Consider the following 18254-nt stretch of genomic DNA (forward strand, 5'->3'; position numbering starts at 1 on the left):
ATTAATTTAATTATGATATGACTTATGAAAAGGATACTTTTCCTCATTATGTTATTTTTCAGATTATCGGGCTTTGCCCAAACTGTAAAAGAGCCACTTAATAATCCGAAGGAATGGTCGCAGGCTACACAACCATTTAGAATTGCGGGTAATCTTTATTATGTTGGTACCTACGACCTGGCTTCGTACCTGATAGTAACCAATGCGGGAAGCATATTAATAAACACTGGTCTGGCCAATTCACTACCTATAATAAAACAGAATATAAAAAAACTGGGTTTTGATTATAAATCAATCAAAATATTACTCCTAACGCAGGCTCATTTCGATCATACCGGTGCTTTGACAGCGATTAAAAGGGAAACCGGTGCAAAACTTTATGTTGATGATCAAGATGCGGATATTCTTAAAACAGGTGGCGCAACTGATTACGAAATGGGAAAATATGGTGTAACTTTTAAGCCTGTTCAGCCTGATGTTCTTTTGAAAAATAATGATAAAATTAAATTAAGTAACACGGTTTTAACCATGCTTCACCATCCAGGTCATACTAAAGGTTCATGCAGTTTCCTGTTTAATACAAAAGATAAAAGTTCAGAATACAAAATTCTGATTGCTAATATGCCTTCTATAATTACAGATAGAAAATTTTCAGACATAGCTTCCTATCGGAATATTGAAAGAGACTACGCAGAAACTTTTAAGGCAATGAAAAATATCGATTTCAATCTATGGGTTGCTTCGCATGCAAGCCAATTTAATCTTCACGAGAAACGTAAACCAGGAGATGCTTACAATCCAAAAGTTTTTATGGATAAAAAATTATATTTAAAAAACCTCCAAGACCTGGAAAACGATTTCAAAGAAAAAATAAAAATCGACTCACATTAACTGCAAAATGGCTTGTCTCAAAATACTTGACGTTACCACAGTTGTTGAAAAGACTTCAAAAATCGAATTTTAAAAAAAGTCCGACAGGCTCCTTGATAAATTCAAAAATAAATTGATTTGTGAGACTGCTTCATACCTATTTTTAGGAGAAATACCCCGATAACTTAAGATAAGCTATTAAAAGCAATATTAACCTGATTGGTGATATTTCTATGCAATAAGATATTTTCAAAATCCAGACCAACTGTTAAATCTATCCAATCCGGATTACATGATCTAACGAGACGCTCTTTTTGCATGCGGGTAAATCTGCTAACCAATTTAAAACGGTTCAAAGCCTGTGCTTCTGTTTTAAATTCTTCAAAATAAACCAAACGAGTTAATTGTTTGCCATTATCGAAAAATAAGTTTGGCATCTGCTTATAAAAATCTAATGTCTTAATCAAATCTGAACTCATGCCAACATGCATGCTTGTACGATTTCTATCCGTAACAATGTAAACAAACTTTTTCATAATGACCTGTTTAAAAATTAAAACTAAACTAATTAGTATACCTACTTGCAAATCAAAATAATATTACTAACTTTATGAGCATAAAATTACTAATTATTTTAGTAAAACCAAATTTATTTTAAAATTTATTTTTATGTCAAATATTTCGAATAATTTAAAGTACCTAAGAAAGAAAAAAGGCCATACACAACAAGGGTTCGCAGACATTATGGAAATTAAGCGATCGCTTATTGGCGCTTATGAGGAAGACAGGGCCGAGCCGAAATATGAATTACTAAAAAAAATAGCTGAATATTTCGACCTAACCATTGATGAATTCATAAACGAAAAGATTTCTGACAGCTGGAAACCTAAACCTAAAAGTTCTGGTTCTAATCTGAGGGTGCTAAGTATTTCAGTGGATGCGAATGACAATGAAAATATAGAACTCGTTCCGGTTAAAGCAAGCGCGGGTTATTTAAACGGCTTTTCCGATCCTCAATATATAAGTGATTTACCTAAATTTCAATTGCCAATTCCGGCTTTACGTCAGGGAACTTTTCGCGCTTTCGAAATTATGGGCGATAGTATGCTTCCCGTTCAACCAGGAAGTGTCATTATCGGTGAATATTTAGAGAACTGGAGTGAAGTAAAAACCGGAGAAACCTATATCATAATCAGTAAAAACGAAGGCGTTGTTTACAAACGCGCAGGAAATCGTTTCAGGGAAAATAAGGACCTTAAATTAATCTCAGATAATAAAGTTTATGACCCGTATACCATCGCTGCAGACGATATCTTAGAAATATGGAAAGCAAAGGCCTATATATCTACATCGTTGCCAGAACCTACACCAGACCCTACAATTGAAACCCTGACGCAAATGATGTCTCAAATGCAAAAGTCGATTTCGCAATTAAACAAGAATTAACATCTTTTAACAAAATAGAATTAAACCTGCAAGCCATTTTGGTATCTATTAGTTTAAACACATAACAATGAAAAAACTAATTTTAACTTTGGCGGTTGCAGTGATGGGTTTTACTGCAGTTTTCGCCCAAGATTCGACCAGGAGAGCAAGAAGACCAATGGTAAACCTTACTGCTGAACAGCGGGCTGAAAGAGCTACCGGGATGATGGAAAAGAAACTAAATTTAACTGCAGCACAAAAACAAAAAGTTTACGCAGTTGAGTTAGACCGTGCGAAGAAAGCTGATGCTTTTCGTAATGAAGACAAAGCCCTGAGAAAAGCCAGAATGAAGGATCATAAAGCAGAATTAGAAAAGAGAAAAGCTGATCTTGACAACATTTTAACTAGTGAACAAAAAACTAAATTAGATGCTTTCAGAGCCGAAGCAAAAGAAAAAGGGAAAAAAATGAGGAGCGGAATGGAACGAGGTAGAAAAGATAAAGCACCTGTAGTTTCGAATCCACCAACACAAGGTTAGGCATAAATTATTTGAAATAACGAAAGCGTTCCATAAAACGGAACGCTTTCGTTATTTTTGGCAAAATGAATAAAATCGAACGATGTATTGCAAATAAACTGGATCTAAGAAAATCCGATTTATCCATCAGGAAACTCAGTACTTACTTCCCTCCTATAGATTTTTGTTCCAATGATTACCTTGGCTTCGCGCACTCTGTAGCGCTAAAAAATCTTGTAGAAGAGCAGCTTGGACAAATAAATAACTATAAAAATGGTTCGGGCGGTTCTCGATTGCTGAGTGGAAATACGATTTACATAGAGGAAACCGAACAGTATATTGCCGATTTCCATAGAGCAGAAAGTGGTTTAATTTTCAATTCTGGCTATGACGCTAATGTTGGCCTGCTTTCGAGTATTCCTCAGCGTGGCGATACAATTATTGCCGATGAGCTTATCCATGCCAGTCTGATAGATGGCTCGAGATTAAGTTACGCAACCAGGTATAAATTTCTTCACAACAACATAATCGATTTAGAGGAAAAAATCAAAGTAGCCAGAGGAAATGTTTTTGTAGTGGTCGAAAGTGTTTACTCGATGGATGGCGATTTTGCGCCTTTAAAGGAAATTTCGATGATATGTGAAAAATACAGCGCAGCATTAATAGTAGACGAAGCACATGCAGCAGGTATTTTTGGGGTACAGGGCAAGGGCCTCGTTAGTCAGCTATATTTAGAAAATAAAGTTTTTGCCAGGATTGTAACTTTTGGTAAGGCAATGGGCGCACACGGAGCGATTGTTCTGGGTAGTGAAAATTTACGAAGTTATCTAATTAATTTTGCGCGCTCGTTTATATATACCACCGCAATGCCTATTCATAACATCATTTCGGTCAAGTGCGCATACATTTTACTTCATAAAGTTAATCCCTCGACAATCTTAGATAAGATTGAACTTTTCAGAAACTTGGTTAAGCAACATGCAATCACTGCCATGGAAAGCCAGAGTACCATTCAGGGCGTTATATTTTCCTCAAACGCAGCGACTAAACTGGCTGCCTCGAAGCTACAATCAAAAGGTTTTGATGTAAGAGCCATTTTAAGTCCTACGGTTCCCGCCGGAAAGGAGCGCTTGAGGATTTGCCTGCATAGCTATAATACTGACGAACAAATTAAATCACTAATAGAACATTTAAAAGACATACAAAACAATGGCTAAATATTTTGTAACTGGTATTGGAACCGGAATCGGAAAGACACTAGTTAGTGCTGTACTAACCGAAAAACTGGAAGCAGATTATTGGAAGCCAATTCAATCGGGAGACCTTGAGCTTAGCGACAGTCTGACGATTAAGCAATTGATAACGAATAAAAATACATTTATTCACCCTGAAAGCTACAGGCTGAATAGCCCATTATCTCCTCACCAAGCAGCAAAACTAGATAACATTGAAATTGCAATACCCAAAATTAAGATTCCTGAAACGGATAATCACTTGATAATAGAAGGCGCCGGGGGGCTAATGGTTCCGTTAAACGAAAAAGAACTTTTGATAGACTTGATAAAAGCCTTAAATGTTGAGGTAATTTTGGTGTCTCAGAATTATCTTGGCAGCATCAACCACACTTTAATGTCGATAAATTTGCTTAAACAATATGGTATTAAGATAAAAGGCCTCATTTTTAATGGCGTTGAAAACTCTGAAACACAACGTTATATCTTACAATATAGCAACGTTACCTGCTTAGGTTATATTCCGCTACTTGAAAATGCAAACAAGGAAAACGTGAAGATATCAGGTCGTTTATTGTCTCTTTAAATAATCATTCGCTATAAGGTAATCAGCCCATACTTTGTAGCCCTCAGGAATGAGATGTAAGCCATCTTTTGTTAAATTAGCCTTTAAACGTTTATTATCGTCCACAAAAACCGGATATAAATCGATTACAGTTACATCTTTTGAGGCCAGCTTTCTTATTTCATCATTCAGCCAAAGAATGTGATTATCCTTACCATAATGATTTTTAAACTTTTCGAAGGATGCGTTAACAGGTAAAAGTGTAGTAAAGTAAATATGTGTTCTCCTTGAACCATTTCTAACTCTGGCAATTATTGTCTTATAATTACGAACAATAACACTATCAGGAATATTTCTTGAAATATCATTTATACCAATCAAAATAAACAGCTTAGCAGGCTTTCTATTTATAACCTCTTGCAGCCGTTCCAAAACACCGAATGTAATATCACCCGAAATTCCCCGGTTTTTTGCTTGTGGTAAGCCTAAAAGTTTAGCCCAGTCGGTTCCAGCGGTTATGCTATTTCCAAGAAATATATATTCTTTTTTAGTTTTAGGCTCTGCCTCGAATTTATTAACTAATTCAATAAATTTACCAGGGCGATAAGTGCTATCCCATTTGACGATCTGAGCATCTGCATTCGATATACAAAATGCAGTGGTTAAGCAGGCTATTAAGAAAATCTTATTCAGGAACAACTTCATATAGTAAATTTAATTAAAGATAATTATTTTGATTGAATCAGCACATCTGGATAATCGGAAATTATCCCATCGACACCCAATGCCCTTAACGCGTTCATGTCTTCTATTTTATTAGCCGTCCATGGGATTACCTTCACACCATCATTGTGTGCTTTTTTCACCAGTTCTTCAGTAACCATCTGCAAAACCGGGCTTAAAATAAATGGTTTATAACCTAAATCCGCAATATTTTCCTCGTAAGATTTCTTATTTGCGACCAGGAATGAAGTTTTTACATCTGGATATTTTTCGTGAATAAGTTGAATTGTTCTTTTATCAAAAGACTGAATTACCACATAGGGCATTATCTTTTTCTTTTTTATGACACCCATCAATAACTTAACAAAAACTTCAGGTTCCGGATTGGTTATACCATCCCCTTTTGCATCGCACTTCGTTTCAATATTATAAAAAAATTGCTTTCGTTTATTAAGCTTTATGTCTTTTTGTACAGCATCGATTAATTCTTCCAGCAAAGGAATGTGAGTTTTAATTTTTTGCTGACGAGGGAAACCAGCCAAAGGTTTTGTTCCCAAATCGAAAGCTCTTAACTCCCTATAATCCATTTGAAAGATGGGATACCTTTTAGCGTCTGAAGCCGGAATATCTTTTCCATCGGGCGTAAGCATAAAACCCGGGCTTAAATAATCGTCGTGGGTTACCACAACCTTGCCGTCCTTAGTAATATGCGTATCCATTTCAAGAGTTGTAATACCTTCAATTTTCATTGCATTTTCCATAGCGATGATGGTATTTTCCGGCCATAAACCTCTCCCACCACGATGTGCTTCTGCACTAAAAGATGGAAATTTTGGAACTTGTGCATTCGCTCCAAATGTTAAAGCAGCCATACAAATCACAATTAAGGATTTCGAGATTTTCATGATGTTTTCTTATTAAATTAAGCAGTAAAATCAGCCTCAAACTTTTCTCCAAATCTATCAGTTGCTACAACTTTTACCTTTTTAATTGATGGTTCGAAATGTGCCACAAATAAATGATCTGTTTTGCTTGGCTCGGGAAATGTTCTTCCCGCGGGCAATTTATCACCCTTATATAAACTTACTGATAAAGGGTCATAGCCTTTCTGCTGTTCTAATGCACCCATGGCTTTTCCATCTAAAAAGTATTCTACTTTCCATTCAGGATCCCAGTTCCAGACGTTAGCTATCAGTCGCTTCTGGTTTGTTAAATCATCGACATAAATATGAATTTGTTCTTTTTTTGATAAGCCTGTTGGCTGATAAAACCATTTCAATTTAGTGCCATCAACTTCATAAACACCGTAACCTCTTGGCGTACCATCTTCACAAATTGGGCCTGTCCACCAAGCGCCGCAAACGGCACCATGATTATGTTCGAAAATACCATTGGTTATTACATTTCGATTGTAGTGTGTATGCCCGGACATAATGTGAACATTCGTAAATCCGTTTAAAACCGCGTAGAATTCAGCGTTATTTTTTACCGCATTATGTACGGGGATGTGAAGATTAATAATAAGTAAAGCATCTTTCGAAACAAATTTCAGATCTTTTGCCAGCCAATCTAATTGAGCCTGGGAAATAAATCCATCATAATTTCTTTCGGTACCTAAATAACGAACATCATCCAAAACTACATAGTGCGCTTTACCTCTATTAAAAGAGTAATATGTTGGACCGTAGTGTTCCTGAAAAGTTTTATCTGAAGTCTCATCACCCCCCATTCTGTAATCCATATCGTGATTGCCTAAAGCCTGGAAAAACGGAATGCCCATTTCAGTAACTGCTTTATTATAATCGGTAAACAATTCATGATTATCCCAGACAATATCGCCAACGGTAATTCCATGAACTGGAATTCTTGAATCCATTGACTTAATCATTTTTATGGTATCAGGAACTGAAGTCTCCATCATTTGTGCAACGTCCTTTTTATTTTTTACCTGCGGATCGGCCCAAATGATAAAATTGTGCCGATTATCATTTTGTTTTAACAATATTAACTCAAAATTTAGGTTGGTTTTTCCCAATGCGCTTTCGTAATGTTTAGCAATGTAACTTTCAGTTTTAAACTCGTAGCCTGATGGCGTACTTATCCAAACAAATTTTGCCAGTGGATTTATATCAATTGCATAATTTCCTGATCTATCAGTTTGAACAACATTGAAGCCATCAGAAACAACCACATTTGCTACGCCCTTACCCTTACTGGTAATTTTACCGGAAATTTTGTTATCTAACAGGTTGGTAAAAGAAAACGACTTTAGGCTTACGAAAAGTGTCGTTCCTAAAAGAGCAGATTTCTGAATAAAGGATCTTCTATTCATTTTACGTATTTGAAGAATGATTTAAAAAAAATCATCGGCTAATTTATTTAGCCGATGATGATGTGATTTAATTTACAATTGTTGTGAAACCAGTTGCAGTTTCAATAGTAGATAATGCGGAAGAACCAGTGAGGGCAATAAATTGAGCTGTTCTTCCTGTACTCCATAATCCTGTTTTAGCATCATATACACCCCCAAGAGTAGTGAAGTTTCCTGTGGTAGAAGGAAAAGAAAATTTGCTTGTATTGGTTCCTGCTCCATAGAATGCCACGGCTTTTCTATTTTGAATGGTGCTGTATTTATCTGTATTGGTAATTCGATAACCGGCTTCCGGCGGTCCGGCAGAATAAACAGCACCATTACCGCCATACATAATTACATCGAGCGGAATACTGTTTCCATCTACCTTAGTCCCTTCAAATACCGCAATACCCGCCACGTTTCCACTATTAGCCAAAAGGTTTGCCGTTGCCGTGCCGAAATCTGCGCCGTTAACCGTAGAATATTGTGTACTGCTGATCCAAACAGCCGATGAAATATCTGTTGAGCCCGAACCCCAAATGTTCTTATTACCGCCAACATAGCAAAACTGGCCTTTTTTAACTGTACCCCTTGTAATATTGATTTTATAAGTTCTTACACCACCTAAAGCCCAACCTGTTGCAGGTGCGACCAAAATACCAGCGTTGTTGCAGGTAACTATTGAATATGGGGTTGCTGCAAAATCGATATCCCTTGTAGCCTTAAATTGGATGTATTCATAATTATTATCAGGTCCACTAGGGTCGGTTAAGTAACCGGTGATAACTAATGCAGATGGCTTTATAACTGCAAGTGGAAATACATCATCGAAAATGCGAGGCCAAAGTTGTGGGCCGGTTGGTGTATTGAAAACAATTCCCGTAAAATCGGCAAATGGTGTTAATTCTTCATTTGCAAACGTTGCGGTAGTCTCCGTATGCAAAGTCGCGGTTCCATATCCGTCGTTGATGGTTTTATTGCCCACGAGTTTCTCTCCCGTAGCAGGCACAGGATTTACATTTCCTTTGCTTATCGTAATTAATGTACTTTCATAAAATTCCGGGCGGCTAGCCAGGGATGCTGTACTTACTGCTCTGGTGATTATTGGTCTACCGGAAGCCTTTTTTTCAATATTAGAAGCCAGGACACCAGAAAGCTGCAACATTCCACTCACCTTCTTTAGTGTAGCCCCTGTAACCCTCACATGAACGGAATCTCCAGGAACAAATTTTGCAGCATCGGCACCAATGTTAATGGCCATACCTCTTAACGAATCGATTCCGCTACCTGCAATCCGGCTGTTTTGAACAATAAGTAAACCAGAAGGGGTATTATTTGCCGTTTGATTGGAGATTACAACGCCTTTAATAAAATCTGCTCCTCCTAAATTTTCAGTATTTAATGTTAAATCTGCATTCTTGAATAGTTTGCGTAAATCGAAATTAGAGATATAAGGGCTCACCGATACGCCGACATAATCGGTTTCGCGTTTGCATCCAATCCAAGTGCCACAAAACAGAATTATCGCACTGATATAAAGTATTATCTTTTTCATATTATTTTTGATATGATTAAGGTTTTTGCCACCAAACCAACGTATTAATGTCATCAGCTCCCTGAACGGCAACTGCATTTTTATAGCTTGTCGGATTGGTTGATTGTGTAACTAACGGATAATTTAACCGGGAAGGCATTTTACCTCCATTTGCTAATCCCGTCCCTTTTGGTAGAAATGGATGGCCGGTTCTTCGATATTCAATCCATTGCTGAAAATCGACCAGGAACATTGCATAATATTTCTGTAAATGAATTAACTGCATTTTACTTGATGAATTTATTGCCGAGTTTTCCAAAGGAAGATTGTTATTCCAGTTAATATCTGCAGCAACAACGTAGCTGGCAAGCGCTGGATCGGATACAGACGTAAACCGTGTAGGCAACCAATAATTGATTGCGTCGGCAATACCTTTCAAATAATAACTTTCACCGGTCCCGGAAATCCAGCCCTTTGCAGCGGCTTCAGCCAAAATAAAGTCCACCTCCGCACAATTCATTATAATTCCCGTATAAGGATCGGTTTGCAACGTAACCCCTGCATTTTGTGCGTCGGAATAAAAATAGGATTGTTTTATTATAGAGGTACCGGCATCGTAACCGCTTGGTACGCCAATCAAACCGGCAGGTCCAGGTGCGATGCCCAATCTGCTTACGCCATTCACGCCAAAAGTCGTATTTACCCGCGGGTCGGCCCAGTTCGCCAGGTTACCAATAAAAAAGTTCGTAATTGCTGGAGTTCTAAAATCCACCGCACGCACGCTAATCATAAAGGGGGACGAATAAACGGACGTACTACTGTTGGTACCGTTCCAGAGAATTTTGGCGGTATGCGTATTGTTTTCCATTATTGGATAATTACCCTTATTGGTTTCCGCGATTTCCTTAATTTTGGCAATAGCTTGAGTACTAACTTCTGATTTGCCTGAAATCCTTAGCAACAACCTTAAATACAATGAATTACCAAATCTACGCCATTTATTTATATCACCCTGATAAACCGGGTCGCTGCTTGCCGTTATTGCTTTTCCTTCAGACAATAGCTTATTGGCTTCTTCCAATTTGTTAAACAAATCCAGATAGATATCTTTTTGTTTATCGAAAACCGGTTCATAAACCCCTTCTTTTCCCTGGTTAGCCTGGGTATAAGGCACATCGCCATATACGTCGGTCAGCAATTGAAATACCCAGGCCTGAGTGATTAGTGAGATGCCTTTGTAGGATGCGTTTAATGATTCGGGTTTGTTTGCAATTGTATAAATATCACGTAGATTAGTTAGTTCAACATACCAGGCATTCCAGGTATAATCTGCCCATGTACGTCTTACATCATACCTGAAAACTTTACCTTCGGCATCGCTGATATCAACTGTTACCTGCATCAACTCGTTATTAAAGTTTCGGTTTCGCACCATATTCGCTGATAACACATCTACCAGAGCAGGCGCTAAAAGCTGGCTTGCCGAAACTGCGGATTTACCTATCGGATCAGTATTGACCTCGTTAAAATCTTTTTTGCAAGAGAAAGCAAACAGGCTGACAACTGCTAGTAATATATATATTGTTCTTTTATTTATCATTTTCATAATATTCTCTTTATAAACCTACAACTAAACGTACACCATAAGTTCTAGTAGCGGGCAGCTGTCCAGTTTCAAAGCCCTGTACGATATCTGTTCCTGATAAAGTACCAAACTCCGGATCGAATGCCGGCCATGGCGACCAAATAAACAAATTACGTCCATACGCACCGATTGTTAACTTGGTAAAACCAATTTTCTTTAAGAAAATCTGACCAAATGAAAAAGTGATGTTTGCTTCCCTGAATTTTAAATAATCTGTCCTGAAAACACTTCCTTCAGCCTGATCTGAACCGTAAAGTGAAGTGTAAAAACTCTCGAGATTTGTTGCAACAACATCGTTTGGACGGTAGGTACCATTAGCATTCTGAATTACGCCATCGCCTGTTACACCATTATATCTGCCTGGCAAGGTTAGTTTCAATTTGCCAAGTGCAGCCATTCGTGAGAATGTAAGTGAGTGTGCAACGGCACCGAGTTGAGCATCAAATAAACCATTAACACTGAATTGGCCATAAGTTAAAGTGGTGCCGAAACTGAATCTGAACTTGGGCATGGTATTACCCAGATAAATCAGGCCCGCTGATGTTTTTGCATTTCCGGTAGTAGCATCATATACAATCTGACCATCCGGCGAACGCAAGTAACCATTACCATACAAATCTCCCATACTACCTCCAACATTTGCCACAATCTGGCCGCCACCCAATGCACCCGTTCTCAACACAACTGAACTATCTGCAAGTTCAACTATTTTATTGCGGTTAGCTGTAAAAGTTCCCGTTAATTCCCATTTAAATTTACCTGCCTGAACCGGCGTACCGTTTACAGCAAGTTCAATACCTCTGTTTTCAACTTTACCAACGTTAAAGACAGCCACATTATATCCGGTTGCCCGATCCACAATCCGACTCAGGATTTGATTTTTTGTATTACCTAAATAGGCTGCAAAATCAAAATTTAAACGATTTTTAAATAAGCGTAGTTCTGTACCAACTTCAATTGTGGTCGTTTTAAGTGGCTTAAGATTTGGATTTGGTAAGATTGTGGGATTTGTCATGGCGCTATCAGGATAGATGCCATTAGATGCGAGACTATAATTATACGCGGTACGGTAAGGTGTAGTCCCACCGCTACCGACCTGTGAAATTGAGGCCCTTAATTTGAAGAAACTAATCTGAGATGGCAATTTCCAGAAATCAGAGAGTACAAAAGATGCACTTGCAGATGGATAAAAGAAGCCGACATTATCCGTTCTGAATGGTGTTGCTAAGGTACTACTCCAATCCTGGCGACCTGTCAGGTCCAGATAGAGGTAGTTTTTATAACTTAATGATACAGCAGCGTAAAAACTGTTAATTCTATAACGGGCAGTATCCGGAACCGAAACTAATGGATTTGCGTTGTTGGTTAAACTATATACACCGGGTATAACCAAACCATCGGCGCGAAGTTCAGATTTGCTGTATTGATTACGCATCTGACTGCCACCCACATTTGCAATCATTCTTATTGATTCTGATATTTTTTTATCATATTTCAATAAAAAATCAGCATTTACTTCATATGAATTGATGTCCTGCAACCGGTAAGAACCCTGGGCAAATTTATTACCTGCGGCATCCCATGGACGTTGGGTTTCACGAATATCATGGTTATAGTCAATTGAACCACGAACCAGTAAACTAAGTTCGTCTGTAAACTTATAATTAGCCTGCAAGCTACTCAAAACACCGTTTCTGCGTTGTTTATTTATATATTGTTCAGAAATTGCATAAGGACTTTCGGGATTAGTCGTAGTAATGTTTACAAACTGAACGTTTTCTTTACCAGGCGCCCAGTAATCGCGATACCAATCCGTATTAACATTAGGCTGGGCAAACATGAACCAGTACATCAAAGATTGATTACCGTAACCGGTGGCAGGTAAATTATCGCTATGCCTGTTATTGTAAGCTGCTTTAAAGTTAATATTCAATTTTTTGGTTACATCTGCATTGGCAGAAAAAGCAGCTGAAGTGCGCTCCAAACCAGTGTTTGGAACAATCCATTCATTACTTCCATGGCTAGCAGAAAAACGCATACCTACTTTCTTATATGTTCCGTCTAAACTAACGGAGTTTGAAGATTCGAAACCGGTTTGAAAAAAGGCATCAACAGGATTATCATAAGCCATCCAGGGCGTTCTGTTTAACGCTTTTGTTTTTGTAAGTGGGTCGTATTGATAATACATTCCACCGTTTGCAAACGGTGCTCCATAGGTAGCACTGGTACCGTTTGTACTTGGACCGTCTTCAGTTGTACCATATGAAAAATAGGAAACACCGAATTGGCCTTGTCCATATTGATTTTGAATATCAGGACTTTTGCTCACCTCTTCCCAGGTACTGTTGGAAGTAAATGCAATGTTAAGTTTTTTACTGTTTTTACCGCCAGACTTTGTTGTGATGATAATTGCACCATTTGCGCCACGTTGTCCATAAAGTGCCGAGGCACCCGGACCTTTCAGAACGGTAACACTTTCTATATCATCAGGATTTAAATCGTTCAGCGCGGAACCAAAATCCGGAGGCATTATATCTCCGGATGTACCATAAACCCCGCCTGATGACGCAGCAGTACGTCGGGCAGAACTACTGGCTACAACACCATCTATTACGATTAAAGCCTCATTATCACCAGTCAGATTATTCTCTCCCCTTAAAATAATTTTATTGGAGGCAGCAGGCCCGCTGTTCCTGACTAAATTTAAACCAGCAACTTTTCCAGATAAAGACTCAGTCCAGTTACTGGCAACGGCGTTTGTGAAAGCACTACTATCTACTTTTGTTGCAGCATATCCTAAGGATTTCTCCTCACGTTTTATGCCCAAAGCCGTAACGATAACTTCATTTAACTGACTGGAAGATGATTTCAGACGAACGGTGAAACTATTCTCGCTTTTTTCAACAACCCTCCTCACAGCCGTGTAGCCCAGCATATTAAATACAATTGTTGTACCTTTAGGAACAGAAACGGAATAGTTACCATCATTATTTGTAGCACCTAATGTCTTTTTATTGACATCTGTGAGGGTAACACCAATTAAAGGCTGGTTATCATCTTCATCCAGAACGATTCCCTTTACAGTAATATTCGGTTGCGTTTGTTGCGCAGAAACATTATTGAAACAAGACAATGTGGTAAATAATGATAAGGTTAAAACTTTAATCCAACATCGGTTTAAAATAAAAATTTGATTGTGCTTTTCGAAATTACCAGGAATGCCTCCCGTTACTGGCCACACCCACTGAAATCTGGATTTCTTCTTTGTAGAAATTTCTTTCATAATTGTTATATCCGGTTAGTATTATAGGAACTAATTAATTAAGTTATTTGAATCCGGACGCCGGCAAAATAACCTCATCAACATTAAATAAATATTAACTAACCGTTAAAATTATGAAAACAAGGTTCGTAATATTGCGTTTTATTAGCTTTATATTATTTAATGTTTCTTAATTAAAATTAATAAAACAAAACGAAACTAAAAACAATTTAACAAAATCAAAGAGTAGAATAGTGGACGGGTGCTAAGGAGATGAAAAAAATACAGATTCCTGATGTATGTAAAACAGAATATCGTCCAAATAGACTACAAAATCACTGTTTCTATAAAAAAAATAGACGGTTATAAAAAGTCGGTTTATTGAGTAATAGTTTTGTTACCCTTAGTTTAAAATTAAAAACAATACGAAACATTTGGATTGTAACAATAACATGCAAAAAAAATCGAAAGAAAGGGAAATGCTTAATTTCTGTTATTTCTGTACTTCAATATGTATTTATTGTAAAGCGAACTTAAAGCAAAAGTTCGTTCTATGGTAATTAATCCAACGACTGGAAAGATCAACAACTCAAAAATATTAAAGACATAGAATACATATGCAAAAACGAAAATTAACCTGAAACATTCCAGGTAATAAACCCACTTACGTTGCTCTATAAGCGCACCTATATTTATTAACGTAAGCATAACAAATATTAATATAGAAGCAGCAGTTAGCGGATAAATCGACTCAAAAAACATAGTTGTTACGGTTAGAAGCATAACTGTTAATACCATCTGGAAATTAACATAAGCTTTTAATTTTATCTTTTTGTCTTTCGTCTTATTCTGTTGGTATTTAAGTTCCAATTGAGGCCTGATATTTTGATCCATCAATGCAGGGCTACCAAAAACAGCATTCCATTTACTTTTAAATCCATCCGCACGCTTATACGCTTCTAAAATCTCAAGGTAATAATGAAAGTGCTGCCATAGAAAACTATAGCTCTTAATCGGATGGGTTAAACCATATCTTGGCGGCTCCTCCTCAGTTTGGAATGTTCCAAAAATTTTATCCCAAAAGACAAATACATCACCATAATTTTTATCAAGATACTTTTCATCTGACGCGTGATGAACACCATGAAGCGACGGCGTAATAAAAATATGTTCTAACCACCCGATTTTACCAACAAGCTGAGTATGCGTAAAAAATGAATACGCTCCATGGGCCAATAAAATCACAATAATCATATTCGGATGGAAGCCTAACAGGGGCAAAATACACCAAAATACATTTCTAAAAAGGGCCTGAATTGTTGTAATTCTTGCGGCAGCGGTTAAATTAAACTCCTCACTCTGGTGATGAACAATATGAGCAGCCCATAAAAAATTTATCTCATGGCCTAACCTGTGGTACCAATACCATACCAGATCCGTAACAAGCAGCAAAAATATCCATATATACCATGTATTCGGGATTTCAAAAATTGCATAATTCGTGTAAATCCAATTATATACCTGATAAAAGCTCGCCGCTATAAACAAGTTAAGTAACCGTTCCGCAATACCAACACTAAAATTTGCAACCGAACTCTCATATTTAAATACAGAACGCCTCTTTTGCTGTTGAGCCAACTTGTACTCCATAAATACGAAAAGGAAAAACGCTGGAATTGCAAATGCGAGATAATTTACTGTGAACATACCGTGCTTTTTAGCTTGTGACAATACAAACTTAAAAATATAATAGTAAATCTATAGTTTAAATAGATTATTTATTTACACCGAAATTACCTCTAATCACATTTTATATTTGTTGTTCTGATTTATTTATAGAACTTCGACTTATTAAAAGCATAATTATGGCAACCAAAAAACAAGCTGAAAATTCCAATATTTTGTCTATTGATATTGGTGGTACAAGTATTAAGACTGTGTTATTAGACGAAAATGGGAATATGTCTTCTGAATACCTGAAGTTAAAGACACCCGATGGCGCCACGCCAAAAGATATTCTTTCCGGCATTGTTGAACTTATAAAGCCTTTTCCAAACACTTACGACAAAGTTTCAGTTGGTTTTCCTGGTTATGTTAAAAATGGAATTGTTAAAACTGCTCCGAACCTCGCTAAAAATAAATGGGAGGACATCGATTTAGGACAGCGCATTGCAAATACGCTGAATAAATCTGTAAGATTAGTAAATGATGCAGACCAACAAGGACTAGGTGTTGTTGAGGGAAAAGGATTTGAAATCGTTTTCACTGTAGGTACAGGATTCGGAACAGCCTTATTATTCGATGGCAATCTGCTTCCTCATCTTGAACTTGCCCACTTTCCAATAAACAAAGAAGAAGATTATGACGATTACATTGGCAATAAAGCTTTTGAAAAAATAGGTTCTGAACGATGGAACAAACGCTTAAAAAAAGTTATAGAAATTTATAAAACGGTTTTCAACTATGATACTTTATACATAGGCGGAGGAAATTCAAAACAGATCGATTTTAAACTTGAAGATAACATTAGAGTTGTTTCCAACCGGGATGGCATTAAAGGTGGTGCAAAACTTTGGAAGTTAGCGGATGGAAATAACATCACCACGTTAACGCCAAAGAAATAATTGAGCGTATTATTACAATCATTTAACAGCGCTAAATGAAAATATTAATTTGGAAAAACTAAATTTGGCATATATCAAAAATAAAATGACAGATAACAATTCAAAACAATATAAATTGGGCATGATAGGTTTAGGTACAATGGGCCGAAACCTTTTGTTAAACATGGCTGACAAAGGCTTTTCGGTTACAGGATATGATAAGGATCATAAAATGATTTCGAAACTGGAAGAAGAAGGTAAAAATCACAATCTTAAAGGTTTTAATGATATAAAAGATTTTATCAGCAGTATAGCAACGCCAAGAACCTTGGTTTTATTGGTACCTGCCGGACCTATTGTAGATAGTGTTATCGCAGAATTGAAGCCCCTTTTAACTAAAGGGGATATTATTATTGATAGTGGAAATTCACATTTTACCGATACGAACCGCAGAGTGGATGAACTGGAGAAAGATGGCTTGCATTTTTTTGGAATGGGGATTTCCGGTGGTGAAGAAGGGGCACGATTTGGACCAAGTATGATGCCTGGCGGCGATAAACAGGCTTACAATGTTGTAAAAGACATTCTTAATGCCATCGCTGCTAAAGTAAACAACGACCCTTGCGTAACCTACATTGGACCAGGTGCTTCCGGTCACTTTGTTAAAATGGTGCATAATGGTATCGAATATGCAATCATGGAATTGATTGCTGAGGTCTATGGAATCCTAAAAAATGGCCTGGGTTACAGCAATGACGATATTTATAAAGTTTTTAAAAAATGGAATGAAGGCAGGCTTCAATCATTTTTGATGGAAATCACCACGGAAATCTTTGTTTTTAAAGATGGTGATACCGGAATGGATTTGTTAGACCAGATTAAAGACGAAGCCCGTTCAAAAGGAACCGGAAAGTGGACTTCAGAAGTTTCAATGGAATTGCAATTACCAATCCCAACGATTAACGAAGCGGTTTCTAACCGGGATTTATCTAAGTTCAAACAATTACGCGTATCGCTTGAAGAAGGCTTTGGAAAAAAAGACACTAAAATTGATATTACAATTGAGGAACTGGAAGATGCATTCTATTTCTCAATGATTAGTGCCTACGCACAAGGAATGCACTTATTAGTTCAGGCTTCAAAAGAATATCAATATGATCTAAAATTGCAGGAAATCGCTAAAATATGGAGGGGTGGCTGCATCATCAGAGCTAAATTCCTTGAGGATATTTACCAGGCTTACGAAAAGAACAACAGCCTTGAACATCTGTTTGCCGACGAGGGTGTACAAAATATTATAAAAGGGACCCTTAACGGAACACGCAAAACAGTTTCAGCCTGTATAAATGCGGGTTTGGGCATACCGGCTTTTGCCTCTACCCTAACCTACTTTGATACCCTTACAACTGGCCGTATGCCTTCAAATTTAATTCAGGCACAGAGAGATTTCTTCGGAGCACATACGTTTGAGCGCATCGATCAGGAAGGCGTATTCCATGCCGATTGGAATAAATTATCTTAACTA

The 18254-nt window shown here is 37.4% G+C and carries 15 protein-coding genes; 7 read left to right on the forward strand and 8 right to left on the reverse strand.

Annotated features, from left to right (window positions below; translation table 11 throughout):
* Positions 1-24: 24 nt before the first annotated feature.
* Positions 25-891: a subclass B3 metallo-beta-lactamase gene (bla, locus tag ASF92_RS06410; RefSeq protein ID WP_056089635.1), complete on the forward strand. Its 867-nt coding sequence runs from the start codon at positions 25-27 to the stop codon at positions 889-891.
* A 164-nt stretch (positions 892-1055) separates the two neighbouring features.
* On the opposite strand, the gene ASF92_RS06415 is transcribed toward bla, so the two are convergent.
* Complete coding sequence (locus tag ASF92_RS06415; RefSeq protein WP_056089638.1) at positions 1056-1406, reverse strand: GIY-YIG nuclease family protein; 351 nt, start codon at positions 1404-1406, stop codon at positions 1056-1058.
* 133 nt (positions 1407-1539) lie between these two features.
* Here ASF92_RS06415 and ASF92_RS06420 point away from each other — a divergent pair, with 133 nt between their 5' ends.
* From ASF92_RS06420 to bioD, 4 genes are all read left to right on the forward strand, one after another.
* Complete coding sequence (locus tag ASF92_RS06420; RefSeq protein WP_056089641.1) at positions 1540-2316, forward strand: LexA family transcriptional regulator; 777 nt, start codon at positions 1540-1542, stop codon at positions 2314-2316.
* A gap of 67 nt (positions 2317-2383) precedes the next feature.
* Positions 2384-2833, forward strand: coding sequence for a hypothetical protein (locus ASF92_RS06425; protein WP_056089643.1), 450 nt, complete (start codon positions 2384-2386; stop codon positions 2831-2833).
* A 65-nt stretch (positions 2834-2898) separates the two neighbouring features.
* Complete coding sequence (locus ASF92_RS06430) at positions 2899-4029, forward strand: 8-amino-7-oxononanoate synthase (RefSeq protein ID WP_056089647.1); 1131 nt, start codon at positions 2899-2901, stop codon at positions 4027-4029.
* Entirely contained in the window at positions 4022-4630 is a 609-nt protein-coding gene (gene bioD / locus ASF92_RS06435) for a dethiobiotin synthase (protein WP_056089650.1), read from the forward strand. The genes ASF92_RS06430 and bioD overlap by 8 nt, the downstream gene beginning before the upstream one ends.
* Here bioD and ASF92_RS06440 read toward each other — a convergent pair.
* The 7 genes from ASF92_RS06440 to ASF92_RS06470 form a co-directional block, all read right to left on the reverse strand.
* Positions 4616-5314 carry a GDSL-type esterase/lipase family protein gene (locus ASF92_RS06440; protein WP_056089652.1) on the reverse strand — a complete coding sequence of 233 codons (699 nt, stop codon included), beginning with the start codon at positions 5312-5314 and terminating at the stop codon, positions 4616-4618. The two genes, bioD and ASF92_RS06440, sit on opposite strands and share 15 nt — an antisense overlap.
* A 23-nt stretch (positions 5315-5337) precedes the next feature.
* Positions 5338-6237 (reverse strand): glycerophosphodiester phosphodiesterase family protein, encoded by a 900-nt coding sequence (locus ASF92_RS06445; protein ID WP_056089655.1) that lies wholly within the window; start codon positions 6235-6237, stop codon positions 5338-5340.
* A gap of 17 nt (positions 6238-6254) precedes the next feature.
* The gene (locus tag ASF92_RS06450; protein WP_056089659.1) at positions 6255-7664 is read right to left on the reverse strand and encodes a calcineurin-like phosphoesterase family protein; all 1410 of its coding nucleotides are present in this window, start codon (positions 7662-7664) and stop codon (positions 6255-6257) included.
* Between the two features lie 67 nt (positions 7665-7731).
* The gene (locus ASF92_RS06455; protein ID WP_157263752.1) at positions 7732-9240 is read right to left on the reverse strand and encodes a DUF5689 domain-containing protein; all 1509 of its coding nucleotides are present in this window, start codon (positions 9238-9240) and stop codon (positions 7732-7734) included.
* Between the two features lie 16 nt (positions 9241-9256).
* Positions 9257-10819 (reverse strand): SusD/RagB family nutrient-binding outer membrane lipoprotein, encoded by a 1563-nt coding sequence (locus ASF92_RS06460; protein WP_369817087.1) that lies wholly within the window; start codon positions 10817-10819, stop codon positions 9257-9259.
* A gap of 16 nt (positions 10820-10835) precedes the next feature.
* Positions 10836-14147: a SusC/RagA family TonB-linked outer membrane protein gene (locus ASF92_RS06465; protein ID WP_082489476.1), complete on the reverse strand. Its 3312-nt coding sequence runs from the start codon at positions 14145-14147 to the stop codon at positions 10836-10838.
* A gap of 462 nt (positions 14148-14609) precedes the next feature.
* On the reverse strand, positions 14610-15833 hold the full coding sequence (locus ASF92_RS06470) for a sterol desaturase family protein (RefSeq protein ID WP_056089665.1): 1224 nt from the start codon (positions 15831-15833) through the stop codon (positions 14610-14612).
* A gap of 158 nt (positions 15834-15991) precedes the next feature.
* Here ASF92_RS06470 and ASF92_RS06475 point away from each other — a divergent pair, with 158 nt between their 5' ends.
* Both ASF92_RS06475 and gndA read left to right on the forward strand, forming a co-directional pair.
* The gene (locus ASF92_RS06475) at positions 15992-16750 is read left to right on the forward strand and encodes an ROK family protein (protein WP_056089669.1); all 759 of its coding nucleotides are present in this window, start codon (positions 15992-15994) and stop codon (positions 16748-16750) included.
* Between the two features lie 85 nt (positions 16751-16835).
* Entirely contained in the window at positions 16836-18251 is a 1416-nt protein-coding gene (gene gndA / locus ASF92_RS06480) for an NADP-dependent phosphogluconate dehydrogenase (protein ID WP_056089671.1), read from the forward strand.
* Positions 18252-18254 lie beyond the last annotated feature (3 nt).

This window comes from Pedobacter sp. Leaf176 (assembly GCF_001424305.1).
GTDB lineage: Bacteria > Bacteroidota > Bacteroidia > Sphingobacteriales > Sphingobacteriaceae > Pedobacter.

Excerpts from the sequence above, each read along its gene's own strand:
- bla (WP_056089635.1), top strand. The coding sequence starts at position 25 with ATGAAAAGGATACTTTTCCTCATTATGTTATTTTTCAGATTATCGGGC.
- ASF92_RS06415 (WP_056089638.1), bottom strand. The coding sequence starts at position 1,406 with ATGAAAAAGTTTGTTTACATTGTTACGGATAGAAATCGTACAAGCATG.
- ASF92_RS06420 (WP_056089641.1), top strand. The coding sequence starts at position 1,540 with ATGTCAAATATTTCGAATAATTTAAAGTACCTAAGAAAGAAAAAAGGC.
- ASF92_RS06425 (WP_056089643.1), top strand. The coding sequence starts at position 2,384 with ATGAAAAAACTAATTTTAACTTTGGCGGTTGCAGTGATGGGTTTTACT.
- ASF92_RS06430 (WP_056089647.1), top strand. The coding sequence starts at position 2,899 with ATGAATAAAATCGAACGATGTATTGCAAATAAACTGGATCTAAGAAAA.
- bioD (WP_056089650.1), top strand. The coding sequence starts at position 4,022 with ATGGCTAAATATTTTGTAACTGGTATTGGAACCGGAATCGGAAAGACA.
- ASF92_RS06440 (WP_056089652.1), bottom strand. The coding sequence starts at position 5,314 with ATGAAGTTGTTCCTGAATAAGATTTTCTTAATAGCCTGCTTAACCACT.
- ASF92_RS06445 (WP_056089655.1), bottom strand. The coding sequence starts at position 6,237 with ATGAAAATCTCGAAATCCTTAATTGTGATTTGTATGGCTGCTTTAACA.
- ASF92_RS06450 (WP_056089659.1), bottom strand. The coding sequence starts at position 7,664 with ATGAATAGAAGATCCTTTATTCAGAAATCTGCTCTTTTAGGAACGACA.
- ASF92_RS06455 (WP_157263752.1), bottom strand. The coding sequence starts at position 9,240 with ATGAAAAAGATAATACTTTATATCAGTGCGATAATTCTGTTTTGTGGC.
- ASF92_RS06460 (WP_369817087.1), bottom strand. The coding sequence starts at position 10,819 with ATGATAAATAAAAGAACAATATATATATTACTAGCAGTTGTCAGCCTG.
- ASF92_RS06465 (WP_082489476.1), bottom strand. The coding sequence starts at position 14,147 with ATGAAAGAAATTTCTACAAAGAAGAAATCCAGATTTCAGTGGGTGTGG.
- ASF92_RS06470 (WP_056089665.1), bottom strand. The coding sequence starts at position 15,833 with ATGTTCACAGTAAATTATCTCGCATTTGCAATTCCAGCGTTTTTCCTT.
- ASF92_RS06475 (WP_056089669.1), top strand. The coding sequence starts at position 15,992 with ATGGCAACCAAAAAACAAGCTGAAAATTCCAATATTTTGTCTATTGAT.
- gndA (WP_056089671.1), top strand. The coding sequence starts at position 16,836 with ATGACAGATAACAATTCAAAACAATATAAATTGGGCATGATAGGTTTA.